This is a genomic window from Nonomuraea sp. NPDC005650 (assembly GCF_040605375.1).
In the GTDB taxonomy this organism is placed as follows: domain Bacteria; phylum Actinomycetota; class Actinomycetes; order Streptosporangiales; family Streptosporangiaceae; genus Nonomuraea.
The window spans coordinates 128,852-153,108 of record NZ_JBEXCR010000033.1 but is presented as its reverse complement, the minus strand read 5'-3'; the positions used below and the strand labels follow the sequence as shown (position 1 = coordinate 153,108).

The window sequence follows — 24,257 nt, the reverse complement described above, 5'->3', positions numbered from 1 at the left end:
TAAATCGTTCGCCCCGGCAAACCGGGAACATCAGGCTTTGTTCCGTGTCGAGCACAACTCTTGAGCGAAGGTCATTTCTGCGGTCCCAGATCGGCGGGCTGCCCCGCCCGTTCTGGGCCCTTTGGGGCGGCACGGTGGTGAACCGCCTGGGCACCATGGTCATGCCCTTCACCGGCGTCTACCTGACGCAGAGCCGCGGCATGTCGGTGGCGGCGGCGGGCCTGGTGATGGGCGTGTTCGGGATCGGGTCGCTGCTGTCGCAGCTGGTCGCAGGGGTGCTCGCCGACCGGATCGGCCGCCGGGCCACGCTGTCGGGCGGGATGCTCGCCACTGCCGCGACCTTGCTGGCGCTCGGCTACAGCTCCTCGCTGCCGGCGATCGTGGCCTCGATGCTCGTGCTCGGCCTGGTGATGGACGTCTACCGGCCCGCGTCGAGCGCCCTCGTCGCGGACCTGGTCTCGCCCGAGGAGCGGCCGCGGGCGTACGGGCTGCTGTTCTGGGGGATCAACCTCGGGTTCGCGGTCGGCGTGACGGCCGGGGGCTGGCTGGCGAGCCTCGGGTTCCTCTGGCTGTTCTGGATCGACGCGCTGTCGAGCGTGGTCTTCGCCGTGCTGGTGTGGCGGGCCGTCCCCGAGACCAGGCCGGCGGCGCGCGAGTCCGCGGGCGGGTTCGGCGTGGTGCTGCGGGACCGGGTGATGATCGGGTTCACGCTGGTGATGCTGGGGAACGCGCTGGTCTACTCGCAGACGATCACCATGCTGCCGGTGGCGATGACGAAGGTCGTGGGGCTGTCGCCCGGGGAGTTCGGGCTGGCCATGGCCGTGAACGGGGTGCTGATCGTCCTCGTGCAGCCGCTGGTGTCGGCGTGGCTGGGGCGCCGGGACCCGGCCCGCATGTTCGCGCTGGGGCTGTCGGTGATGGCGCTCGGGTTCGCGATGACGGCGTTCGTGGAGACCACGCTCGGGCTGGCGGTCACGATCGTGGTGTGGACGGCGGGCGAGGTCATCACGGCTGGCATCCCTGGCACGGTCGTGGCCACGCTGGCGCCGGCCGAGCTGCGGGGACGGTACTCGGGGCTGTTCGGGTTCGCGTGGTCGCTGGCGGCGGTGCTGGCGCCGCTGATCGGCGGGCCGCTGCTGGAGATCGGCTCCCAGGCGCTGTGGTTCACGATCGGCGGGGTGGGGGTGCTGTCGGCGGCGGGCATGCTGCTGCTCGGACCCGCGATCAGACGCCGCTGACCGCCGTATTGGGAGAATTCGGCATATACCCAAGCACCGTCTCCCTCTAAAGTTACGGCTGACATGCTGACATTCACCGCGCTGGGACCGTTCCAGGCCTGGGCCGACGGCGCCCCTCTCGATCTCGGCGGCCAGCGGCAGCGGGCGGTGCTCGCGCGCCTGCTCGTCGCCGGCGGCCGCGCCGTGCCCGTGAACACCCTCATCGACGAGCTCTGGCCGGGCGCGCCGCCCGCGCAGGCCCTGTCCACCATCCAGGGGTACGTCTCCCGCCTGCGCCGCGCCCTCGAACCCGATCGCGCGCCCCGCGAGGAGGCCCGCGTGCTGGTCTCCGCGCCGCCCGGATACGCCCTGCGGGCCGGGACCGAGCAGGTGGACGCGTGGCGGTTCGAGGCCCTGGCGAAGTCGGAGGGCGACCCGGGCCGGGTGTGGGCGGCCATGGACACCGCGCTGGGGCTGTGGCGGGGGCCGGCGCTGGCCGAGTTCGGCGAGCTGAGCTGGGCCGCGACGGAGGCGGCCAGGCTGGAGGAGCTGCGGCTGATCGCCGTCGAGCGCCGGGCCGGGGCGGGTCTCGCGCTGGGCCGCGCGACGTCGCTGGCGGCCGACCTGGAGGCGCACGCGTCGGCGTACCCGCTGCGGGAGGAGGCGTGGCGGCTGCTCGCCACGGCGCTCTACGGGCTGGGGCGCCAGGGCGACGCGCTGGCGGCGCTGCGCAGGGCCCGCTCGGTGTGGCGGGACGAGCTGGGCCTCGACCTGTCGGCGGGCCTGCAGCGCCTGGAGGCCGACATGCTCGCCCAGCGCCTGGAGGATCCGCCGCCGCCTCCGGAGGCGGCGTCCACCGGCGTGCCGCTGCGGGTGCTGGTGGCCGACGACCAGGCGCTCGTACGCGCGGGCGTGCGGGCGATGCTGGACGCCGAGCCCGGGGTGACGATGGCCGGCGAGGCGGCCGACGGCGAGGAGGCGATCGCGCTCGTGGCCGAGACCCGCCCGGACGTGGTGCTGCTCGACATCCAGATGCCCCGCCTGGACGGCCTGGCCGCCGCCCGCCGGATCCTGTCCGAAAACCGGCCGCCCAAGGTGATCATGATGACCACGTTCGGCAGCGACGAGAACCTGTATGCGGCGTTACGGGCGGGTGTGAGCGGATTCATCTTGAAAACGTCGGCTCCCGAGCAGTTCCTGGCCGCGATCAGGGCCGCGTCCGCCGGGGACGCGCTCATCGACCCGACGATCACCACCCGGCTGATCGCGGCGTTCGCGGGACGCGTCGACCCGGACTCTCCCCCGGCGCTGGCCGGGCTCGCCGACTCCCAGCTCGACGTGCTGAAACTCGTCGCCCGCGGCCTGACGAACCGCCTGATCGGCCAGACGCTCTCCCTGCCGGAGGAGGAGGTGGCCATCGTGGTCAAGTCGCTCCTGGAGCATCTCGGGCTGTTCGACCGCGCACAGCTGGTTATGGCCGCGTATGAGTCAGGTTTTGTGACACCCGGGGAAAAGACTTACTTTTCGTCGCTTTGACGATAAAAATCCCGCCGTACTAGGCTTGGCGCGTGGCACAACTGCGTATCGCCCTGGCCCAGATGAACCCGACCGTCGGCGACCTTGACGGCAACGCCGAGCGGCTGGTCGCGTGGACCCGCGACGCCGCCGACCGCGGGGCTCACCTCGCCGTCTTCACCGAGATGTTCCTCACCGGCTACCCCGTGGAGGACCTGGTGCTGCGTACGTCCTTCGTGGACGCCAGCATCCGGACCTTGGAGGAGGTGGCGCGCAGGCTGGAGCGGGAGGGCCTGGGCGACCTGCCGGTGGTGGTCGGCTACGTCGACCGGGCCGGCCTGGCTCCCCGGGTCGGGCAGCCGAAGGGCGCCCCGCTGGACGCGGCCGCGCTGCTGCACAAGGGCGAGGTGGTGACCCGCACGGCCAAGCATCACCTGCCCAACTACGGCGTGTTCGACGAATACCGCTACTTCGTGCGCGGCGACCGGCTGCCGATCTTCCGCCTGCACGGGGTGGACGTGGCGATCGCGGTGTGCGAGGACCTCTGGCAGGAGGGCGGCCCCGTGGCCGTCGTCGGCCAGGCGGGCGCCGGGCTGCTGGTCGCGCCGAACGCCTCGCCGTACGAGAAGGAGAAGGACGACGTACGCCTGGAGCTGTGCGCGCGCCGGGCGCGCGAGGCGGGCTGCGCCCTCGTCTACGTCAACCAGGTCGGCGGCCAGGACGAGCTGGTCTTCGACGGCGACTCGATCGTGGTGGACGCCTCGGGCGAGCTGGTGGCGCGGGCCGGCCAGTTCCGGGAGGAGCTGCTGACCGTGGACCTGGAGCTGCCGACCTCGGACGCCGAGCCGGGCTCCTTCCCCTATGACGCGGGTGACGGCTCCACGATCACCGTCGAGCGCCTGGTGCTCTCCTCCGCCCCCGTGGAGCCGTACGAACCGGCGCCCCCGGCGGTCGCGGAGCACCTGGACCTGCACGGCGAGGTGTACGCGGCCCTGGTCCTGGCCGTGCGGGACTATGTGGCCAAGAACGGCTTCCAGTCGGTCATCCTGGGCCTGTCCGGCGGCATCGACTCGGCCCTGACCGCCACCATCGCCTCCGACGCCATCGGCCCCTCGCGCGTCAACGTGGTGCTCATGCCCTCCCGCTACTCCTCCGACCACTCCCTGGCCGACGCCGAGGAGCTGGTCCGCAGGCAGGGCGTCAACTCCCGGATCGCCCCGATCGCCGACATCGTCGACGCCTTCGAGAAGGAGATCGAGCTCTCGGGCCTGGCCGCCGAGAACCTCCAGGCGAGGGTGCGCGGCATGATCCTCATGGGCCTGTCGAACCAGCACGGCCACCTGGTGCTGACGACCGGCAACAAGAGCGAGCTGGCGACGGGCTATTCGACCCTGTACGGCGACTCGGCCGGCGGCTTCGCCCCCATCAAGGACGTTCCGAAGACGATGGTGTGGGACCTTTCGAGGTGGCGCAACGCCAATTCGCTGCCGCAATTCATGCTCGACGCCAAAACTCCCATTCCGGAAAACTCCATCACCAAGGAGCCGAGCGCCGAGCTCCGCCCCGACCAGCGCGACACCGATTCCCTGCCTCCTTACGAAATCCTCGACCGCCTGCTGGACGATTACGTGGAGAAGGACATGGGCTCGGCGGAGCTCATCGCGGCCGGCCACGATCCGGAGCTGGTCACGAGGATCATCAGGCTGGTCGACCTGGCCGAGTACAAGCGCCGCCAGTATCCGCCCGGCCCCAAGATCACCCCGAAGAACTTCGGCCGCGACCGCCGCCTCCCCATCACCAACAGATGGCGCGAAACCGCTGACTAAACGGCGATAACCGCATATCACAACAGGACGATCAACCCAGGAAATCGTCAACTCCGCGTCGCTAATATGGCCCGGCCGGCCCTTTGGGCCCCGGGCCTTATGAGCGGAAGAGGCGGGACATGACCTTGCTGATGATCGTGCTGGGGGTGGCGGTCGCCGGCTCGGTCGTGGCCATCGTGGCGCTGCTCGGCCCCGTCACCCGCCAGATGACCTCCGACGTCAAGAACCTTCCGCCGGACCAGCGGGCCGAGGCGGTGACCGCCACCCGGACGATGCTCATGCAGGTCGGCTCCCTCGTCACCGCCGCGCTGTCCCTGGCCGGTCTGGTCGGCACGTTCTACTTCAGCTCCCAGACCGTCTCGCTCGAGACCGAGAAGCAGCTCCAGGCCCGCTACGACAAGGCGCTGAAGGACCTCAGGTCCAGCGACTCCAGCGCCCGCGTCCAGGGCCTCTACGAGCTGGAGGACGTCGCCCACGACGCGCCGGCCTTCGCCTGGAAGGCGACCCTGAGCATCGCCGCGTACCTGCAGGACCGGGCCCGCGGGCAGGCGACCCCCCGTCCCCACCTGACCGTCGAGGCCGCCCTGACCGTGCTCGGCCGCCGCGACCACAGCTCCGACCGCGGCCCCGTGGCCACCGGCCCGGTGGCCGCCGACGGCGTCACGCTCCGCTCCGCCGACCTGTCCGGCGTGGACCTGCGCGGCATCGACTTCAAGGACGCCGTCCTGCCCCGGGCCCGCTTCACCGACGCGGACCTCCGCACCGCCGACTTCACCGGCGCGGACCTCCGCCAGGCCGACTTCACCGGCGCGAAACTGGACGGCGCCGTCTTCCGCGACGCCCAGACCGACGGCGCCGTGGGCCTCCCCCGCACCCCCGCCAAACCCCGCGCCTCCTAACCCTGTCCGGGCTTCAGCGGCGCTCCAAGCCCGTGAGGTCGCGTCAGCCCAGGATGACCGTGAGGTCGAACGTGCCCTGGTGGGGGACTCGGAGGGCGTGGAAGCGGCGGGCGCCGTCGCGGAAGTAGCGCACGCTGCCGGCCGCCACGGTCGCCTGCAGCGGGCCGCCCCAGCGGAAGCGGATCGTGGTGCGGCCCCGGCGCACGTCGAAGCCGTCGGCGGTGGCGGTGGTCGAGCCGCCGAACGCGGCCCGCGTGCCGTCGGTGAAGGTGAGGGCGTCCTCGGGCCGGAGGACGAGGGGGATCTGCTCGGTGGCCGCGGCGTTCGCCGTGACCGTACGCCGGATCGTCCGGCGGGTGACCAGGACGTCCGTGGTGACGTTCGCGTTGCCGTACCGGATGCCGAAGGCCGCGGGGGCCCGGCCGCCGGTCCACTCGCCGCCGCCGGGGGCGCCGCGGAAGTAGGTGGCGGGGAGGGGGCCGTTGGAGTCGGGCGCCTGGCCGGGGAAGACGGTGGACCAGCAGGCGTAGTTGTTGTCGTTGAGCCCGCAGATGATCGTGCCGGCCTCGGGATGCCACAGGAAGGTCAGGCCGGTGCGGGCGCGGGAGGCGCGGGCGCCGAAGTAGCCGCCCAGGTACAGGCCGGGCTTGCGGACGTACAGGAAGTCCTGGCCCCTGTCCCTGCGCAGTTCGACGAAGTCGTCCGAGCGCAGGTAGGGCAGATCCGCGATGGCGGCGGCCCGCTGCCGCCTGGTGGGGAAGCTCTCGTCGTACAGGCCGTGGGTGAGGATGCGCGGTGAGGTGTCCTGCTTGGCGAGCGGTGTCACCGGCTCGGTGGACGCGGACCAGGCGGCGCGGGCCTCGGCGAGGTCCTCGCGGGCGGTCATGAACGCCGACAGCAGCGGTACCTGGCGGGTGAAGGTCCAGTTGAGGGCGGTCCTGTCGGGGTCGGGCCTGACCTCGTCGTACCAGCGCGTGCTGGTGCGGGTGGAGGGCGCGACGTTGACCAGGTACCCGGCGCCGTCGGGCTCGCGCAGCAGGTTGTAGGACAGGAAGCCGGTGAACCTGCGGGCCATGCCCACCAGGTGCGGGTCCGAGCTCTGGTGGTAGGCGTCGGCCAGCTCGGGCAGCATGACCTCGAAGTTGTAGTTCATGTCGTGGCCGCCCTCCTCGTGGAAGAAGCCGGCGGTGCTCACTCCGGTCGCGGCGATCCTGGCGAACCCCTCGCTCAGGCTCGTGGCGAGCGCGGGGTCGGGGTCGAGCTTGAGCGCGAGCGACGCCCCGGCCAGGCCGGAGGCGGTCTGGTTGGCGTAGTTGAGCGGCTCCTGCCAGACGGTGCGGTTGGCGGGGTCGAGGAACCACGTCATCGCCGTCCGCAGGGCGGCGGCGAGCTGGGACTGCCGGGCGGGCAGCGCCCCGGTCGCGCGCAGGATCCGCAGCGTTTTGGCGAGGTAGCCGATGCCGAACCCGGTGGGGGCCAGGCCGTGCTCGTTGCGGTTGTACTCGGGGAAGGAGCCGTCGGCGTGCTGGAGCGACAGGTAGTGGCCGAGCGCCGCGTCGAGCGCGGCCAGCAGGCTCGCGTCCCCGGCGTACGGGTTCCAGGGGCGGGCGTTGGCGTGGAACCAGGCCAGCGTGAAGACGTGCTCCTGCACCCGGGCGTTGTACGGCGCCGACGGCGAACGCCACCAGCCGCCGGCGAAGAAACCGCTGTCGTCCATGTCGTTGACCATGGGCGCGAGGGTGGCCAGGTACGGCGCGAAGCGCTGCTCGTGGGGGGCGAACGACCTGCGGTCCAGACCGGGCAGCGGCGCCAGATCGGCGTAGGCGGCGCCGGGCGCGAGCACGGGGACGGCCGGGAGCAGGGCGGCGGCGCGCAGGAGGGTACGGCGGGAGAGCATGGTCAGCCTTTCAGACCGGTGTGCGCGAGCCCCTCGATGAACTGCCGCTGGGCCAGCACGAAGACGACCAGGATGGGCAGGGCGGTCATCGTGGCGGCCGAGAGCTGCACGTTCCACAGGGGCGAGCCGTAGGCGTCGACGAACTGGGTGAGCGCCTGCGGCAGGGTGAACTTCGACGGGGTCGACAGGAACACGATCGGTTCGAGGTAGAGGTTCCACGAGTGCAGGAACGTGAAGATGGCGACGGCGCCGAGCGCGGGCCTGGCCAGCGGCAGCGCCACCCGGCAGAAGGTGCCGAAGCGGCCGAGCCCGTCGACCCTGGCGGCCTCCTCCAGCTCGCCGGGCAGCGTGATGAAGAACTGCCGCATGATGAACGTCGCCAGCACGCTGGGCGCGCCCAGGATCGGCACCAGGATCAGCGGCCAGTGCGTGTCGGTCAGCCCCGCCGTGTGGAACATCTGGAACAGCGGGACGATCGTCACCTCGCTGGGGATCAGCAGGCCGACGAGCACGACCAGGAAGAGCACGTTCTGGCCGGGGAAGCGGACGCGGGCGAAGGCGTAGCCGGCCGTCGCGGCCACCGCCATCGTGCCGGCGGTCACCACCGCCGCGATGTAGAGGCTGTTGAGGTACTGCTGCCCGAACGGCTGCAGCTCGAAGACCCGGCCGTAGGTGGAGAAGTCGAACCGGGAGGGCACCAGCGCGGGCGGGAAGGCGAAGATGTCACTGATCGGCTTCACCGACGAGGTGACCATCCACCAGGTCGGGAACACGAACGGCACGCACATGACGCACAGCAGCGCGTACAGCGCGAGCTTGACCCTACGACTCATGGAAGACCCACTTCCGGCGCAGCCGCCACTGCAGCAGTGTCAGCGCCGCGACGATCAGGAACAGCAGGACCGACAGGGTGGCGCCGTAGCCGAGATGCCGGAACTGGAAGGCCTGCTGGTACAGGTAGTAGACGAGGACCGTGGTGGACATGCCGGGCCCGCCCTGGGTGAGCACGGCGATCTGGGCGAACACCTGCAGCGAGCCGACCACGGTGATGATCGAGGTGAGCAGGATCGTCGGGCTGATCTGCGGCACCGTGATGCGCAGGAATCGGGTCCAGGCGCCGGCGCCGTCGAGCTGCGCGGCCTCGTACAGCTGGCGGGGCACGCCCTGGAGCGCCGCCAGGAACAGGACCATGTTGAGCCCCACGTTCTTGACGACCTGGACCACGATGACCGACAGCAGGGCGGTGGTCTCGCCGCGCAGCCAGTTGGGCCCGTCGACGCCCGCCGCGCCGAGCAGGCCGTTGACGCCGCCGTCCTGCTGGAGCAGGAACTGCCAGACGATCGTCCAGGCGACCAGCGACACCAGCACCGGCGAGAAGAACAGCGTGCGGAAGAACGTGGTGCCGCGCAGCCGCTGGTCGAGCAGGATGGCCAGGGCGAGGGCGAGGGTGAGGTTGAGCACGACCAGCCCGGCCGAGAAGAGCGCGGTGCTGGTCAGCACCTGCCCCATCTTCGGGTCGGCGAGCAGCTTGGCGTAGTTCTCGCCGCCGACGTACTCGAACGTGCCCGCCAGCACGTTCCACTCCTGGAGGCTGTAGTAGACGACCAGGCCGAGCGGCAGCAGGACGAACAGCACGCTGCCCACGAGTTGCGGCGAGACCATCAGGTAGCCGACGAGGGCGTCGCGCCGGGGGACGGTCCAGAAGGGGCGGGGCCGGGTGGCGGCGCGTGCGGCCACCCGTCCGCCGAGGTCCGTGGCCGCCACGTCATCCGCCCAGCAGCGGCTGGATCTTCGCGCACACGCCGTCCAGCACCGCCTTGACGTCGGCGTCCGGCTTCCACAGCGGGTCGAGGGCGGCCCTGGCGGTCTGCGCGAGCTCGGCCTGGCCGGTGTGGCTGGGCTTGACCACGCCCTTCTCGATGCCGTCGATCACGACCTTCTGGAGCTGGTCGCCGTTCAGCATGGGGCTGGTCTTGGCCATGGTGTCGGCGGTCAGCAGGGAGCCGCGCGCCGGCGGGAAGTACGCGGCGAGCTTGGCGGAGTTGGCGGCGTTGGCGAAGTAGGCGAGGAAGTCGGTGGCCTGCTGGGCCCTCGGCGGCTTCTTCAGCACGCCGATCCCGGCCTGTCCGATGACCGCGTACTCGCCCTTCGGCCCGGCGGGCAGCGGCACCAGGTCCCACTTGAAGGTCGCGTCCTTCAGCATGGCGGCGCGGGAGATCTGGGCGACGGCCATCGCGGTGTCGCCGGAGAAGAAGTCGACGGCGGTGCCCGGCCCCGGCATGGACTTGTCGGTGAAGATCGCCTTGTGCACGAACGTCATGGCCTCGACCATCTCGGGCGCGTTGAACTGGCAGGTGGCGCCGTCGTCGCTCCACGCCTTGGCGCCCCAGCCCTGCCAGACGGTGGCGAGGTTGTCCCAGGCCTTGTAGTCGAAGTTGAGGATCGTCAGGCCGTTCTTGCCCTTGGCCGCGACGGCCTTGTTGATCTCGTTGGCGTGCTCCCAGTCCCACTGGCCGGCCTTCATCAGCTCGCGCGGCGACTTCTGGCCCGCGGCCTTGACCAGGTCGGTGTTGACGAAGACGCCGAAGGGCGAGGTGGAGAACGGGTAGGCGTACAGCTCTCCGTCGCGCTCCCACAGCCGGGTGGCGGCCGGGACCAGCTCGCCCACGTTCTCGATCTTGCTCTTGAGCGGGACGAGCGCGCCGGAGCCGACGAAGTCCGGGGCGGAGTTCTCCAGGATCCAGGCCAGGTCGGGGGCGTTGCCGCCGGCGATCTGCGTGGTCAGCGTGGTCGTGTAGTTCTCGAACGGGATGGGGTCGAAGGTGATCGCGCCGACCTGCGGGTGGGACTTGCGGTACTCGGCGGCGATCTCGTTGAACAGCTTCAGGTGGGCCTCGTTGGAGGTCCAGATCGACATGCGCAGCGGCTGCGGGCCCTGCGCGGCCTGCGTGGTGCCGCCGTCGCCGCAGGCGGTGGCCACGAGGAGGGCGGTCAGCGAAAGGGCCGCCAGCTTCCCGGATGCTTTCATGGGGGGTTTCTCCTTCTGACGTCGATGACGACTTCAGTAACCGGTGACGTCGGGCCAGCGCAGCTCCACGCCGTCGCGGCCGAGCCGGTGCTGGAAGTCGGCCAGGAGCCGGTCGTTCGCGCGCACGGCGTGCGGCGTGGTGGCGTGGTCCAGGCAGAAGGCGGCGAGCGCGCCGGCCGCCTCGCCGACGTTCCACTCCACCGGATGCAGGCGGTAGGCGCCGTTGGTGATGTGGGTGGTGCCGATGTTCTTGCCGGCGGGCAGCAGGTTGGTCATCCGCTGCGGGACCAGCGCCCCGAGGGGGATCTCGAACGGGGAGCAGGCGACGTCGATGTAGTTGTCGCCGCCGGTCGACGGGTGCAGGTCGATGCGGTACATGCCCACCCCCACCGAGTCGTGATAGGAGACGGCGCCCTTGTCGCCGCGTACCGCCACGGACAGGTCCTGTTCGGTGACGGTGGTCAGGGCCCGGATGCGCCGGGACTCGCGGATGTAGGGCGCCTGGGCGAGCCCGTCGGCGCCGCCGGTGACGTCGCCGCGCAGCCGCAGGCCCGGGTATCCGGTGCCGCCGTCGTGGCGGGGGGCCTCGGTCTGCAGCCAGTACAACACCGACAGGGACAGCTCGCGGGCGGCCGCCAGGTGCCGGTCGGCATCCGGCACGTCGATGACCGGCCCCTCCAGGTAGTCGATCATCGGCCAGTTGACGAGGGTGATGTCGCTGGCGTAGGCGCCCCGCGTGAAGTTGCGGCGCGCGGCGATCCTGCGGAAGGTCCACAGGTTGGCGTCGCCCGGGTTGACGCGCTGGTCGGCCTCGACGAGCTGGGGGTCGTCGTCGGGATTGGGCGTGAAGGAACGTTCCATGATCGCGAGGGTGCGCGGGTTCGGGCACCGCCACGACAGCAGCTTGTCGCCCCAGAAGGGCGGCTCGTACGCCCGCCAGAAGTCGTAGGAGGCGGGCCGGTCGATCGTGTGGTCGCCGTCGACGTGGTCGACCGCGAAGCAGACGGAGACGGCCTGCATGTTCAGCGGCTGCGCCTCGGCGGGCGCGCTCGGCTCGCCCGTCTCGGACTGTGACTCGAATCCGGTGACGTACTCGGTGCCAGTCAGGGGCAGCAGCTCGCCGGTCTCGGTCGCGTCCAGCACGTACGGCGCGCGCAACACGACCTGCTCGGCGTCGTCGTCGCGATGTGCCAGCCGTACCAAGGTGACGCGGTCGCCGTCCACCTCCGCGCCCACCGGCCGGTACGGCTGCAGCACCCGTAACCGGCCCGAGCCCCGGTAGGGGGCGAGCATCGCCTCGATCACCGCGACCGCGACCCTGGGCTCGTGGCACAGGCGGCTCACATGACCGGCTCCCGGGTTGAACTCCCGCTGCGCCCGCGCCCGCTCGGTGAGCGGGTAGTGGTCGCGGTAGTAGCGCCGGATGCCTTCGCGCAGGGCCCGGTAGCTCGCCGTGACGCCGAACCGCTCCACCCAGGAGGGCTCGTCGGGCGGTACGGCCTGGCTGGTGAGCTGGCCGCCGAGCCAGTCGTGTTCCTCCGTGAGGACCACCGTGCGACCGGCCCGCAGCAGGGCCAGTGCGGCGGCGACGCCGCCCAGCCCGCCGCCGACGATGGCCGCGTCTGCCGATATCTCAACCACGTGGGGGTCTCCTGTCACATTCCGGGTGCCGGAGCCAGCGTGCTGCCGGCGATCAGCTCGCAGGGGAGCAGTTCCTGTGGGCTCCCGCCGGTCTCCAGCACTTCGGCCAGCAGTTTTACGGCTCTGTGGCCCATCTCGCGCCTGGGGATGCGGAATCCCGTGAAGTCGGTGTCGGCCTGGACGGGCCGGGTGAACGCGCCCAGGGTCAGGATGGACAGGTCGCGGGGAATCTCCATGTCGCGCTCCCCTGCCGCTCTGGCCAGCGCGACGCAGTCGGCGTACTCCTCGACGAAGACCGCTGTCACCCCGGCCGCGACCAGGTCCTCCAGGGGCGCCTCGGGCGGGAGATGGCGGCCGTCGACACCGCCCGCCGCCATCCCCTCGTGGAACCCGCGAAGGCCGTCGGCGCCGCCCGCCGCCACCCCCTCGTGGAACCCGCGCAGGCGGTCGGCCCTGGACTCGCCGCCCGTGCCCGCCCCGACGTAGGCCAGACGCCGATGGCCGAGGGCCACCGCCCGCTCGACCAGCGTCCGGACCGCCGCCGGGTAGTCGGCCCCCACGTACGGCACCGGCCCGCCCGCGTCGTCGCGGCGGCCGACGGAGACGAACGGGATCCCCTCGGCCAGCAGCCGGGCCAGGTCCTCACGGTCGACCGTACGGCCGAGCAGCAGGCAGCCGTCGGCCAGCCGCACGCGGCTCTCCTCGTTGAAGATCTTCCGTCGCGCCCCCGAGACCGCCCTTGCGCTGGTGAACAGCAGCAGGTCGCAGCCGATCTCCTCGGCGCACTCCTCGATGCCGCCCAGGAACGGGTGGTAGAAGTCGGCGCTCTCGGTGGGGAAGACCGACTCGTAGGTGAACACGCCGAGGATGCGGTTGCGGCCCTCGGCGAGCCGCCGGGCGGCGGGATCGGCCACGTAGCCGGTCTCCTTGATCACCCGCAGGACCCTTTCGCGGGTCTCGGGGGCGATCCGCACTGCGGCGTCACCTCGCTTGTTCAGCACGAGGGACACCATCGTCTGGCTCACGCCGGCCATCTTGGCGATGTCCTGCTGTGTGAGACGTCGGCCGGGGCCAGTCACCGTCTGTGTGCTCCCATGATTCGTTAATGCGCATTAGCGACTTGGTAGGCCCCTATCTTTCGCATGGCGCCGTGTGCTGTCAAGAGGGGATTTTCCTCGATTAATTCGTATTAGCATCTTGACGCGGCATTCCACCGAGGGAGAGCGTGTGAGTCCTCACCGCGACGCAGCGTGAAGGAGAGGACGTGGACACTCCCCACCCATTGATCCGCCGGCGGACCCTGTTACTGGGCGCGGCCGCGGGCGTGGCCACCGGCCTGGGCCTCGGACCGACCGCGAACGCGGCATCGGGCCCGGCCGCGCGACTGGGCCTCGGACCAGCCGGGATGCCGACCTACCGGTATCTGCGCGACGCGCTCGCCCTGCCGCTCAGCCACAACCCGACGGGCGAGTTCATCTTCCCCTGCATCAGAGGGGTGTACGACAAGCTCAGCAATCCCCGGGCGCGCTACTACCTCTACTACGCCCCGCATGAGGACCCGGGCGGCATCTGCGTGGCCTTCGCCAACTCCCTGGCAGGCCCCTTCGACGACTACTCGGGCAACCCGATCATCGACAACCGCCTGCCGACCACCACGGTCTCACACGTGTCCTCACCCCACGTGACCTGGGACGCCGCCACCCGCCAGTTCTTCTGTTACTTCCACGGCGAGAACTTCACCACGCGCGTGGCCCGCTCCACCGACGGCGTCACCTTCACCGACGAGACCCCGATCCTCAGCACCCGCCTGGTGCCCGGCACCTCCGAGACCTCCTATGCGCGGGTCTTCGAGCATCAACTGCCCGGACGCGACAACAAGTACGTGATGATCTTCATGGGCCTGCGCAACGGCCGCCGCATCTTCTACGGCTGGTCGCCCAACGGCTGGGACGGCTGGCAGTTCAGCGCGACCCCGCTGGTGAACCCCGAGCCCGACGGCCTGACCGACATCTCCGGCCCGACCCTCGTCAAACGCAACGGAACAACCTACGTGGCCTACCACGGCAACGACGGCAGGATGCGGATCACCGAGGTCGGCAACGCGTTCGACAGGGAGACACACCTCGGCGTCTTCCACTCCCCCATTCCCTCGGACAACGGCAGAGTGGCGGCACCGTCGTTCGGCACCCAGGACGGGGTGGAGTACATGTTCTACGAGGCAGGGCCACGACTGAACGCCCGCATCTGCATCGCCCGAGCAGTCTGACCCCCGCTCGGCGGCAGGGCCGGGAGCCGACACGGCGATGATCGCGGACAGCAGGACCCGAGGGACTGCGGGTTTCCCGATCGGCCGTGCTCCCCCCGATGTCCACGGCCCCGGATCATTCCGTCTCCAACTCCCACCGCTTCGACCTACGCATACGGTCCTCCCACCCCACCCCACCCCACCACCGCCGTTCACCTCACCCGCCGACAGGTCGCCCGAGCATCGGCCGAGCAGCGGTACACAAGGACAGCCCACCGGCAGATCGCTCGGACATCGGCAGGGCAGCCGTACACAACAACAGCCCACCAGCAGGCCAGCCGCACGCCAGCCGGGCAACCGTACACAGCGACAGCCCACCGGCAGATCGACCAGACACCAGCCAGGCAGCCGTACACAACAACAGCCAGCAGATCAGTCTCCGCAGTCCCTCAGCGCAAGCGCCTGTGTTATTCGCTTCAGTAGGGTTCCGGCATGGCTCATACCGACCCGCCCCGCTCTCGGCCAACCGACTCCGCCTACACCCCGATGCTCTCAGCTGCCGAGGCAGAACGGATCCGCCAGTGGCATCAGCGCGCCTACGAGGCTGCCAAGACCGAGGCTGGCTCCGGCCAGACCTTCACCTACCTCGGCAGGACTCTCGTGGTTCCGCCCGAAGTGCAGCCGATCACCGGCATGTCGCATCTTCTGGGTGAGGTCGTGTTGAACGAGGTCCGTCCCGACGACCAGGTCCTCGACATGGGCACCGGTTGCGGTGTCAACGCCATCCTGGCCGCCTCGACAGCTAGCAGAGTTCTGGCCGTCGACATCAACCCGATTGCCGTCCAGACCGCTCGAGACAACGCCGAACGCAACAATGTGGCTGACCGGATGGAGACCCGCCACAGTGACGTGTTCAGCCACGTCGATGGCCGGTTCGATCTGATCATCTTCGACCCGCCGTTTCGATGGTTCGCCGCGCGTGACCTGTTCGAGGCCGCCACCACTGATGAGAACTACCGGGCTATGACGACGTTCTTTCGCAACGCCAGACGATACTTGACACCCAACGGACGCATGCTGAGCTTCTTCAGCACATCGGGTGACCTGGCCTACCTCAAGCAACTCATCGACGAAGAAGGATTCACCAGACAGACCATGGCCCACCAAGACCTCATCAAAGACGGCTGGAAAGTCGACTACTTCACCTTCCGCCTAACTCAAACTGCTGCGGCAGCCTGACCACGTCCTACCGCTTGACAAGGTGCAGAGAAGCACCTGGAACCACCGCAGCAGGTCGAAGACGTAGCTTCGAACAGTCAATGGACTCATGTCGCTCAAGGCCAGGTCCCGCAGGTAGACGCCGATCGGCCCGCTCTCAACACCATCGCCCCTGACGAGGAACGGCTGCAGGCTGTGTCGACCCGGCGATCACCTCACCCTCCGCAGGAAGCGGTATCCGTCACCCATCAACTCCTGCCACATACCTGTCACACACCCAGCATTCCCACTCAACGTGATCACTTCAGGACAATAGGCGAAGTCATCATGGGATACGCACAGACGGTAAGTGCAGGTCAATACGCCATCTTTCCGTCCTATCCGTCGCGGGACGATGACACCAAGCCCGCTTCGTAAGCGATGATGACGAGCTGAACGCGATCGCGCGCCTGCAGCTTGGTCAGCAACCTCGTCACGTACGCCTTGACCGTGGCAACGCTCAGAACCAGGTCGGCGGCGATCTCCGTATTGGACAGCCCACGCGCGATGAGGGTCAGCACCTCACGCTCCCGATCGGTGATGCCATTAAGGGGCCGCTGCCGTGGAGCGGGGTGAGGGCGAGCGGCGAACTCCTCGATCAGCCGACGGGTGACACTCGGCGCAATCAAGGCATCCCCGGCGGCGACCACCCGAATCGCCGCAAGAATGTCATCCAGCGCCATGTCCTTGACGAGAAACCCGGACGCGCCGGATCGCAACGCACCGTAGACGTAGTCGTCCTCGTCGAACGTCGTCAGGACGATGACGCGCGCATCGGCGGGACCGGCCGTGATCAAGCGGGTGGCCTCGATACCGTCCATGCCAGGCATACGAATGTCCATCATCACGACGTCGGGCCGCAGTTCCTCGGCAAGACGAACCGCCTCCGCACCCGTTCCCGCCTCGCCGACGAGCTCAAGATCCGGAGCGTCGGTGATGACCATCTGCAGGGCAGTACGGATCAGCGGCTGATCATCGGCCAGCATCACACGAACGCTCATCGCACCCGCGCCTGCATGGGTAGGCGAGCCACCACGCGAAAGCCGCCTTCCTCACATGGCCCGGCAGAGAAGACACCGTGCAGCAGAGCCACACGCTCACGCATCCCAACCAGCCCATACCCGACCCGCGCCTTACGCCCCCGCCCCCGGCCCCCACCAAGCCCAGTGCCACGCCCAGCCCCAGAGCCCCACCGATGGCTGAGGTTCGGCCCATCGAAGCCAAGGATCGGCCCGTCGGAGCCAAGGATCGGCCCGCTGGGACTGGGGCCTGACCCACTGGAACCGAGTCCCACCCCGCCAGAACCTAGATTCGCCCCGCCAGAACCGGGACCAGCATCACCGGAGCCAACACCCGGCCCACCAGCACCGGCACCGGCACGGGCACCACTGAAACCAACACCCATCCCACCAGCACCAGCACCGCCAGAGCCAACCCCCGACCCGCCAGAACCCAGGCCCGACCCGCTGGAACAGAGGCCCAACCCGCTAGAGCCAACGCGCGACCCGCTGGAACCAACATCCGACCCACAGGAACTGGGAAGCGACCCACTGGATCCGATGCCCGGCTCGCTGAGGCTAAGGCCGCAGCGGGGATCGCGGCCGGCAGCAGGGCTGGGGCCGAAAGCAGGGGACTCGGGAAGGCCCAGGTCGGGGTCGGGGGAAAGGTCGGGGAGAGGGCTTGGTGCGGGGTCGAGGACCTCGATGGCCAGCTCCTCGTCACCGAAGTCGATGGTCACCTGGCACGAGGGATGCCCGGCGTGGCGGGTGACGTTGGTGACGGCCTCCTGGACGATGCGGTACGCGGACATGTCGATCTCCGGAGGGATCGAACGTCGTACACCCAGCCAACGCACCTGGACCTGAACACCGGCGGCCGTCGTCGTCGCGGCCAGCCGCTCCAGGTCCGCCAGCCCGGCCGGCGCGAATCCCACATCGATCGGCACCATCGAAGGTGCAGGACCAGATTCGGGTTGGCCAAGGAACATAGCCGACGGCACCTGGCCAGATCCGGGTTGACCAAGGAACGCAGCCGACGGCACCTGGCCAGATCCGGGTTGGCCAAAGAACATAGCCGAGGGCGCCTGGCCCTCCTCCAGTGCCGTAGAGCCGCCGGGCGACGCACCCGGTCCCTTCTCAACCCGCACGCGCTGGCCGAGGCGTGCTTCGACCGGCGTCGGCCGAGTGGTCGGCGCATCCGGTCGTTGCCCGGTTGGTGCAGGCTGATCGGAGAGCGCCGACTGCCTATGGCCGACCCGTGCGGGGTGGTCGGACGAAGCGCTCTGACGTGGCCGGGCTGGCTCGGGGTGAGTAATGGGAGTCGTTTCTCGTGGGCGGGCCGGGTCGGGGTGGCGGAGGGCGCCCAGCATCCGGCGTAGGCCGGACAGTGTTTCCCGGCCGACCGTCTCGATCTCGCCCAGCGCTTCACGGGCGCGTACGGGCTGAGTGTCGATCACCCGTCGGGCGGCGCCGGCCTGCAGAGCGATGATGCCGATGCTGTGCGCGACCATGTCGTGGAGCTCACGGGCGATCCGGAGGCGTTCGCTGGTGATCGCCTGGGCGGTGGCCTGGGCGCGCAGGCTCTCGGCGTGGTCATGGGCCTGGTGCACCGAGCGGCCGACCAGCCAGGCGATGACGGCCATCATGGCCACGGCGAGCTCCGCCGAGGTCCCGACGACCCAGCCGAACAGCAGCCGTGTCCCTAAATAGCCCGCCAGCATGGTCAGCGACATGGCGATGGCCGCGATGCTCGTAGGGCGTGGGGCGGTGGCCGCGATGAAGTACAAGGCGGCGTCGACCGCCAGGAACTGGGCCAAGGGGATCTCCCCCACGCCCAGCGGAGCGCACGCCACGGCGGAGGCGGCCAGCAGCAAGGTCAAGGCCGGGAGTGGGCGGCGGTCCAGCATGATGCTGCCTGCCACGACCAGCGCGGTGGCCACCAGCAGGAGCGACAGGCCGTCCCAGTGGAAGAGCAACGCGCCCGGGCTGTGGGCGGGCTCTCCCTCGCCTGGCAGCCTGATGCGCATCAGGAACGTGAGCACCAGGCCCGCGCACCAGGCCAGCGCCGTCCAGACGCCGGACGGCACCCGCCTCAGTAGCGGGAGGGGTGGGGTGACCTGCATGGGCCGATGGTAACGGCGTGATGTTGGGCGGGGCATCGGACCACGGTCGTACATCTTGGGTCCACCCGGGGTCGGTGGAATGCGGTCATGGGTTCGATGTGGTGCTGGTGTCGGGTGCGGCAGCGTCGCCTGGGTGATCGAAGTCCATGTAGAAGTCCCAGGTAGCGGGGTGGCGACGCCAGCCGGTCAGGCCGCCGGAGCAGGGCAAGCCAGCCGAGCAGCGCAAACCACCCGAGCGGCGCGAACGACCCGAGCTGAACTAACTGCCCGAGTTGCACGGGCTGCACGGGCCGCCCAAGCAGCGCGAGCCGCCCAAGCAGCGCGAGCCGCCCAAGCAGCGCGAACCAGCCGAGCTGCACGAGCCGTCCGAGCAGCGCAAGTGCCCGGAGCTGGATCGATACCTGCGGCACGATCGAGCCCCGGAGCGGCGTCAGTGCCTGGAACGGGAGCAACGGCCGGAGCGGCATCCGCGCCCGAAACGGCAGCAGTACCCAAAGCAGCGTCGACGCCCAGAGCAGGAGCGGCGCACGAAAGGACGTCGACACACGGAGCGGTATCAGCGCCCGGAACGGGAGCAACGGCCGGAGCGGCATCGGCGCCCCGAACGGGGACGGTGCCCGGAATGACGTCAACGCCCGAAACGGGAGCGGTGGTCGGAGCGGGGCGCGTGGCCGTGCGGCGCGGGAACGGAGGCCATCAGCGGCGGCGGTGGGGTCGTGGGCGATGGTGTCGGGGCCAAGTGCAGTGGTGTGCGAGGACGCCGCAGTGGTTGACGAGGTGGGGTGGGAGGTGGCGGCGGCGGACTGAGGAGGAGGGAGCGCTTCGGGGGCGGAGTTGGTGGCGCTTTCTGGGTGGTGTCTTTGTCGCCATCGCTGTGGGCGTGCCGGTTTCGGGGGTGGCGTGGCCGGGGGCCGTGCCGGCGCCGGAGCCGCATCATCTTGCATCGCTGCGGAGTGCCGCTCCCGCTGCCCTGGCACGGCGGTATGCCGCGAGTCGTGAGGACATCCGGGCGGCTGAGCGGATGGCGGCCCGGCATGGGCATCTGTGGCGGGCTGCGATGTTGCGGAACATGGCGGATCCGTCGCGCCGGTTCCTCGCCTTCGATGGGCGTGACGGGGGCCGGGCGGTTGAGGTGTTCGGGGATCTGGCGGCGGCCGGAAGGATCGCCGTTCTGGTGCCCGGCTCCGACACCGACCTCGACAAGTACGGGCTCCTGCGCGGCGGCTCCATGAGGCTGCAGGAGGCGCTCGGGGAGCGGGCCGCCGTGGTCGCCTGGTTGGGGTACCGGACCCCGAGCACCGTCAGCCTGGCGGCGATGTCGGCCGGCTGGGCCGATGAGGGCGTCCCCGGGCTGCGGGCATTCGTACGAGAGCTCACCACCGCCAAGCCTGCCGCCGCGATCTCGCTGCTGTGCCACTCGTACGGCTCCGTGGTGTGCGCGCGGGCCGCGTCCGGGCTGGACGTCGACAACATCGTCCTGTACGGGAGCCCTGGCGTGCTCGCCCCCAACGTCGCCGCCCTGCGGACCAGGGCCATCGTCTGGGCCGGTCGGAGCGGCAGGGACTGGGTTGCGCGCATCCCCAGCACGCGGCTGCGTCTGCCCTTCCTCACTGCCGGGTTCGGCACCGACCCAGTGTCCCCGCGGTTCGGCGCCCATGTCTTCGCGGCGGGCGGCGGTGGGCACAGCGACTATCTCAGGTCCGGTTCGCCGGCGTTGGAGAACATCGCCAGGATCGTCACCGGGCAGGCCGTCCGCGAGGCGGACCACGATGCGTGAACCCGCCCGCATGGACGCGCCTGTCCGAACCGGGTTGCGTCGCATCCTCGCACCGCTGCGCGACCTCGTACGGTGGATTGTCCACGTCATCGCACCCAGGCGGCGCCGCACCGTCGGACCGCCGCGCGACCTCGTGCGGAGGGCCGGCCGCGCCACCACCAGCGGGAAGCGCCGCGCCATCGCACCACTGCGCGACCTCGCGCTGCGGGCCGATCGGGCCGGCGCCGGCGTGCCCGTACGAAGCCGCGTCCTTGCACGGCGGGCCGACCGGGCCACCCTGCCCGAACGGAGCCGCGTCCCTGTACGGCGGGTCGGTCGCACCATCACCGCCGGACGAAGCCGCGTCCCCGTACGGCGGGTCGGTCGCACCACCGCCGCCGGACGAAGCCACGTCCCCGTACGGCGAGCCGGCCACACCGCCACCGCCGCGCGGCGGCGCACTCCCATATGGCGAGCCGGCCGCGCCGCCGCCGGCGGACGGCGGCGCGCTTTCGTGCGGAGGGCTCGTCGCGTCGGCACCGCCGGGAGGCGTCGTGTTCTGGCAGCGCTGCGGGACCTTGTACGGCGGGTCGAGCGTGACACCCCGCCCGATCGCGACCGCGCCATCGACGCCCTCCGGGCCCTGGCCATCGGTGGGGTCGTGTTCGGGCACTGGCTGGTGACGGCGCTGGTGCTCGACAGCGGCGCGGTCCGGGTGGCCAGCCCGCTGCGGTACCTCCCGCAGTTGGCACCGGCGACCTGGCTGTTCCAGACACTGGCGGTGTTCTTCCTCGTGGGCGGGTACGCGGCGGCGAGGAGCCGGCGGACGTCGGACATGACGTACCGGCAGTGGCTGGGCGCTCGGATGGCGCGCTTGTTCCGGCCGGTCGCGGTCGTGCTGGCGGTGTGGAGCGTGACGACGGCCGGGATGCTGGCCGCCGGAGCCGACACCGTGACCGTGGGCGTGCTGGTCAAGCTGGTGCTGTCGCCCATGTGGTTCCTGCTGGTGTTCGCGGTGCTGACGGCGGCGACCCCGCTGGTGGCGCGGTTGCATCCGCTGTGGCCGCTCGCGCTCGTCGCGGCGGTCGATCTGGTCCGGTACGGCCTGGGTGGGCTCCCCTGGTCCGGCTTGGTGAACGTCCTGGCCGGATGGTCGACGCCGGACGGCCCGGACGGGTCCTCATGGCTCGGCCCTGTGAATGTCGTGGCCGAATGGCTCGGGTCCTGGCGGCTCGGCTACGTGAACGTCCTGGCCGGGTGGCTGGTGCCGTACTGCTTGGGGGCGGCCTGGGCGCGGGGCGCGTTGCGGAGCCGTACCGCCGGGTGGGTGTTGCTGGTCGGCGGGACGGCGGGAGCGGTGGGGCTGGTGCTCGGGGCCGGTTATCCGGCCGCCATGGTGGGCGTGCCCGGCGCCGCCGTCTCCAACCTCGACCCGCCCACCCTCGCGGCCGTCTCCTTCGGGCTGGCCCAGTGCGGGGCGGCCCTGCTGCTGCTCGGCCCGCTGCGCAGAGCGCTGCGGCGGCCGGTCGTGTGGGCGGCGGTGGCGCTGGTGAACCTGTCCGCGATGACGGTCTTCCTGTGGCACCAGAGCGCGATGATCCTGGTCACGGCCGTCGGGCTGCTGGCGGGCGGAGCCCTGCCCGGCCTGCACACGGTGCCCGACGGGCCGGAGTGGGTGCTGGCCAGGCTGGGCTGGCTGCCGGTGTTCGGGGTGGCGCTGGCGGTGTGCTGGGCCGCGTTCCGCGCTCCTGAACGGGCGAGATCCGGGAGGAAGCCCGTGCTGGGCCGCGTTCCGTGCTCCCCGAGCGGGCGCGATCCGGGAGGAAACGGCTGGCGAACGCGTAACCCATAGGTTACGCTTTTGCCGTGGACGAGGTGGCAGGGGCGATCGCGGACCCGGTTCGGCGGCGGATCCTGGTGATGCTCAAGGACGGACGGCTGTCCGCCGGAGAGGTCGCCGAGCGGTTCGCCATCAGCCGGCCCGCCGTGAGCCGGCACCTGAGGGTGCTCCGGCAGAGCGGGCTGGTTCACGCGGAGCTGATCGGCCGGCAGCGCTTCTACACGCTCGACCCCGAGCCGTTCGGCGAGCTCATCGCCTGGCTCGCCCAGTTCGAACGGCCCTCCGGGTGGGAGCATCGCCTGGACGCGCTGGAGACCGAGGTCTACCGGACGCGCCGCGAGCGCGGCCCGGGCACGAGGACCGGGAACAGAGAGGAAAAGACGGCATGACCCGCATCCCCACCGGCCGGCTGTTCAGGACGAGCGAGGGCAGCGACCTCGTTCTCAGCCGGACGTTCCGCGCGCCCTCAGAGGACGTGTGGGCCAGCATCACCGAGCCCGACCGCACCGCCCGCTGGTTCGGCCCCTGGGAGGGGCACGGCGCGCCCGGTCAGACGATCAAGGTGCGGATGGTGTTCGAGGAGCAGTCCCCCTGGTACGAGCTGCGCATCGAGGCCTGCGAACCGCCGAGGCGGCTGGCCGTGTCCTCCCTCGACGAGTCCGGCGCCTGGCGCGTCGAGCTGCTGCTGGAGGAGCGCGACGGCACGACGGAGCTGCGGTTCGTCCACCATCTCGACAGCGAGGACATGATCGGCGAGGTCGGGCCCGGCTGGGAGTACTATCTCGACATGCTCGTGGCCTCCCGCGACGGCTCCCCGACACCGGACTTCGACGACTACTACCCGTCGATGCGTCCGCACTTCCTCGGGCTGTCGCAGCAGGGCTGAGGGATTGTCGGTGGCGGCTGGCAGAGTGGGCGCGTGCCTCAACCGCTGAAGGACATGATCAACGCCGGCTCCGTCTCCGTGCTGGCCGACGGGCTGGCCGGCGCATGGGCGCCGTTCCCACGAGCCGCCTTCGTCGCGCGCGCCCTGACCGGGCTCGACGGGCTGGAGCTCAAGGACCGCGTCCGGCATGTCGCCGCGGCCCTGCACGACGCGCTGCCGCTCCCCTACCCGCAGGCCGCCGAGGTCGTCCGCGAGTGCGCCTCGCGGGTCACGCTGGACATGTGGAGCGGCTGGCCGGCCACCGATCACACGGCCGCCCAGGGGCTCGACCACCTGGAGGCGGGGATGGGCACGCTGGCCGTGCTCACCCCGTACGCCACGGGCGAGTTCGCCGTGCGGCCCTATCTGGAGCACCACCGCGACGACGCACTCAAGATCATGTACGGCTGGGCGGAGTCCCCCGACGAGCATCTGCGCCGGCTGGCCTCGGAGGGGTCGCGACCGCGGCTGCCGTGGGGCGCCCGGGTGCGCTGGCTGATGGCGCCCGGGCCGACCCTGCCGCTGCTCGACCGGCTGCGCGACGACCCGAGCGAATACGTCCGCCGTTCGGTCGCCAACCACGTCAACGACCTGGCCAAGGACCACCCGGAGGCGGCGCTGGAGCTGCTGGCCCGATGGCGTTCCGACGGCGGCTCGCATGTGGAGAAGGTGCTGCGCCACGCGGTGCGCGGGCTGCTGCGCTCCGGCCACCCCGAGGCGCTGGCGCTGGTGGGCGCCACCCCGGGCAGCGGCGCGGTCGACGCGCTGGCCCTGGAGTCCGACACGGTGGCCGTCGGCGGGAAGCTGGCCTTCGCCGTCACGGTCACGGCGGGCGCGCCGGGGCCGGTGCTGCTCAAGTACGCGATCCGGCGGGCGGGCTCGCGCAGGGTGTTCCACCTGGGTCAGCGGGAGGCGGCGGGGCCGGGCACGACGTTCACCGTGCGCAAGAGCCATTCCTTCCGCCCGGTCACCACCCGCGACGAGCCGCCGGGCGCCAGGGAGCTCGACGTGATCGTCAACGGCAGGGTGGCCGCGAGCGCCGCGTTCACGCTGGTGGGATCATGACCGTCGCGTTCACCCTGGTTGGGGC

General features: G+C 70.6%; 19 protein-coding genes. 11 read left to right on the top strand and 8 right to left on the bottom strand.

Translation table 11 applies throughout. The features are described from left to right. The first annotated feature begins 44 nt into the window (after positions 1 to 44). The 4 genes from ABZS69_RS44740 to ABZS69_RS44725 all read left to right on the top strand — a co-directional run bounded on the left by ABZS69_RS44740 (position 45) and on the right by ABZS69_RS44725 (position 5,457). Positions 45 to 1,238 (top strand): MFS transporter, encoded by a 1,194-nt coding sequence (locus ABZS69_RS44740; protein ID WP_355383819.1) that lies wholly within the window; start codon positions 45 to 47, stop codon positions 1,236 to 1,238. A gap of 63 nt (positions 1,239 to 1,301) precedes the next feature. Continuing rightward, entirely contained in the window at positions 1,302 to 2,753 is a 1,452-nt protein-coding gene (locus ABZS69_RS44735) for a BTAD domain-containing putative transcriptional regulator (RefSeq protein ID WP_355383816.1), read from the top strand. Between the two features lie 32 nt (positions 2,754 to 2,785). Next, positions 2,786 to 4,558, top strand: a complete 1,773-nt coding sequence (locus ABZS69_RS44730; protein ID WP_355383813.1) for an NAD+ synthase — start codon at positions 2,786 to 2,788, stop codon at positions 4,556 to 4,558. Positions 4,559 to 4,677: 119 nt separating this feature from the next. Then, entirely contained in the window at positions 4,678 to 5,457 is a 780-nt protein-coding gene (locus ABZS69_RS44725) for a pentapeptide repeat-containing protein (protein WP_355383810.1), read from the top strand. A 43-nt stretch (positions 5,458 to 5,500) separates the two neighbouring features. Here ABZS69_RS44725 and ABZS69_RS44720 read toward each other — a convergent pair whose 3' ends face one another. From ABZS69_RS44720 to ABZS69_RS44695, 6 genes are read right to left on the bottom strand one after another with little or no spacing between them, the layout of a single operon-like run. Further along, a complete protein-coding gene (locus ABZS69_RS44720) occupies positions 5,501 to 7,354 on the bottom strand; it encodes a hypothetical protein (protein WP_355383808.1) in 1,854 nt (617 codons plus the stop codon). Between the two features lie 2 nt (positions 7,355 to 7,356). Continuing rightward, positions 7,357 to 8,187, bottom strand: a complete 831-nt coding sequence (locus tag ABZS69_RS44715) for a carbohydrate ABC transporter permease (protein ID WP_355383805.1) — start codon at positions 8,185 to 8,187, stop codon at positions 7,357 to 7,359. Beyond that, positions 8,177 to 9,118 carry a sugar ABC transporter permease gene (locus ABZS69_RS44710; protein ID WP_355383802.1) on the bottom strand — a complete coding sequence of 314 codons (942 nt, stop codon included), beginning with the start codon at positions 9,116 to 9,118 and terminating at the stop codon, positions 8,177 to 8,179. Before ABZS69_RS44710 ends, ABZS69_RS44715 begins: the two co-directional genes overlap by 11 nt. Before the next feature lies 1 nt (position 9,119). Beyond that, positions 9,120 to 10,382, bottom strand: coding sequence for a sugar ABC transporter substrate-binding protein (locus tag ABZS69_RS44705; protein ID WP_355383799.1), 1,263 nt, complete (start codon positions 10,380 to 10,382; stop codon positions 9,120 to 9,122). Positions 10,383 to 10,415: 33 nt separating this feature from the next. Further along, on the bottom strand, positions 10,416 to 12,023 hold the full coding sequence (locus tag ABZS69_RS44700; protein ID WP_355383796.1) for an FAD-dependent oxidoreductase: 1,608 nt from the start codon (positions 12,021 to 12,023) through the stop codon (positions 10,416 to 10,418). Between the two features lie 14 nt (positions 12,024 to 12,037). After that, on the bottom strand, positions 12,038 to 13,102 hold the full coding sequence (locus ABZS69_RS44695) for a LacI family DNA-binding transcriptional regulator (protein WP_355383793.1): 1,065 nt from the start codon (positions 13,100 to 13,102) through the stop codon (positions 12,038 to 12,040). A 185-nt stretch (positions 13,103 to 13,287) separates the two neighbouring features. Between ABZS69_RS44695 and ABZS69_RS44690 the strand changes: the two genes are divergently transcribed. Together ABZS69_RS44690 and ABZS69_RS44685 are read left to right on the top strand one after the other, a co-directional pair. Then, a complete protein-coding gene (locus ABZS69_RS44690) occupies positions 13,288 to 14,289 on the top strand; it encodes a hypothetical protein (RefSeq protein WP_355383790.1) in 1,002 nt (333 codons plus the stop codon). 471 nt (positions 14,290 to 14,760) lie between these two features. Beyond that, positions 14,761 to 15,507, top strand: a complete 747-nt coding sequence (locus ABZS69_RS44685; protein ID WP_355383787.1) for a methyltransferase — start codon at positions 14,761 to 14,763, stop codon at positions 15,505 to 15,507. Between the two features lie 356 nt (positions 15,508 to 15,863). Here ABZS69_RS44685 and ABZS69_RS44680 read toward each other — a convergent pair whose 3' ends face one another. Both ABZS69_RS44680 and ABZS69_RS44675 read right to left on the bottom strand, forming a co-directional pair. After that, positions 15,864 to 16,511, bottom strand: a complete 648-nt coding sequence (locus ABZS69_RS44680) for a response regulator transcription factor (protein WP_355383784.1) — start codon at positions 16,509 to 16,511, stop codon at positions 15,864 to 15,866. 11 nt (positions 16,512 to 16,522) lie between these two features. Beyond that, positions 16,523 to 18,646, bottom strand: coding sequence for a histidine kinase (locus ABZS69_RS44675; RefSeq protein ID WP_355383781.1), 2,124 nt, complete (start codon positions 18,644 to 18,646; stop codon positions 16,523 to 16,525). A gap of 1,069 nt (positions 18,647 to 19,715) precedes the next feature. Here ABZS69_RS44675 and ABZS69_RS44670 point away from each other — a divergent pair. Genes ABZS69_RS44670 through ABZS69_RS44650 form a run of 5 tightly spaced genes read left to right on the top strand, consistent with a single transcriptional unit; the run spans position 19,716 to position 24,232 of the window. Then, the gene (locus tag ABZS69_RS44670) at positions 19,716 to 20,423 is read left to right on the top strand and encodes an alpha/beta hydrolase (RefSeq protein WP_355383778.1); all 708 of its coding nucleotides are present in this window, start codon (positions 19,716 to 19,718) and stop codon (positions 20,421 to 20,423) included. Continuing rightward, positions 20,416 to 22,254, top strand: a complete 1,839-nt coding sequence (locus tag ABZS69_RS44665; protein ID WP_355383775.1) for an acyltransferase — start codon at positions 20,416 to 20,418, stop codon at positions 22,252 to 22,254. The genes ABZS69_RS44670 and ABZS69_RS44665 overlap by 8 nt, the downstream gene beginning before the upstream one ends. Before the next feature lie 14 nt (positions 22,255 to 22,268). Next, complete coding sequence (locus ABZS69_RS44660; protein WP_355383772.1) at positions 22,269 to 22,631, top strand: metalloregulator ArsR/SmtB family transcription factor; 363 nt, start codon at positions 22,269 to 22,271, stop codon at positions 22,629 to 22,631. Beyond that, complete coding sequence (locus tag ABZS69_RS44655) at positions 22,628 to 23,128, top strand: SRPBCC family protein (RefSeq protein WP_355383769.1); 501 nt, start codon at positions 22,628 to 22,630, stop codon at positions 23,126 to 23,128. Before ABZS69_RS44660 ends, ABZS69_RS44655 begins: the two co-directional genes overlap by 4 nt. 33 nt (positions 23,129 to 23,161) lie before the next feature. Continuing rightward, on the top strand, positions 23,162 to 24,232 hold the full coding sequence (locus ABZS69_RS44650) for a hypothetical protein (RefSeq protein WP_355383766.1): 1,071 nt from the start codon (positions 23,162 to 23,164) through the stop codon (positions 24,230 to 24,232). Positions 24,233 to 24,257 lie beyond the last annotated feature (25 nt).

Excerpts from the sequence above, each read along its gene's own strand:
- ABZS69_RS44665 (WP_355383775.1), top strand. The coding sequence starts at position 20,416 with ATGCGTGAACCCGCCCGCATGGACGCGCCTGTCCGAACCGGGTTGCGT.
- ABZS69_RS44720 (WP_355383808.1), bottom strand. The coding sequence starts at position 7,354 with ATGCTCTCCCGCCGTACCCTCCTGCGCGCCGCCGCCCTGCTCCCGGCC.
- ABZS69_RS44655 (WP_355383769.1), top strand. The coding sequence starts at position 22,628 with ATGACCCGCATCCCCACCGGCCGGCTGTTCAGGACGAGCGAGGGCAGC.
- ABZS69_RS44705 (WP_355383799.1), bottom strand. The coding sequence starts at position 10,382 with ATGAAAGCATCCGGGAAGCTGGCGGCCCTTTCGCTGACCGCCCTCCTC.
- ABZS69_RS44675 (WP_355383781.1), bottom strand. The coding sequence starts at position 18,646 with ATGCAGGTCACCCCACCCCTCCCGCTACTGAGGCGGGTGCCGTCCGGC.
- ABZS69_RS44735 (WP_355383816.1), top strand. The coding sequence starts at position 1,302 with ATGCTGACATTCACCGCGCTGGGACCGTTCCAGGCCTGGGCCGACGGC.
- ABZS69_RS44685 (WP_355383787.1), top strand. The coding sequence starts at position 14,761 with ATGGCTCATACCGACCCGCCCCGCTCTCGGCCAACCGACTCCGCCTAC.
- ABZS69_RS44670 (WP_355383778.1), top strand. The coding sequence starts at position 19,716 with ATGGCGGATCCGTCGCGCCGGTTCCTCGCCTTCGATGGGCGTGACGGG.
- ABZS69_RS44715 (WP_355383805.1), bottom strand. The coding sequence starts at position 8,187 with ATGAGTCGTAGGGTCAAGCTCGCGCTGTACGCGCTGCTGTGCGTCATG.
- ABZS69_RS44725 (WP_355383810.1), top strand. The coding sequence starts at position 4,678 with ATGACCTTGCTGATGATCGTGCTGGGGGTGGCGGTCGCCGGCTCGGTC.
- ABZS69_RS44680 (WP_355383784.1), bottom strand. The coding sequence starts at position 16,511 with ATGCTGGCCGATGATCAGCCGCTGATCCGTACTGCCCTGCAGATGGTC.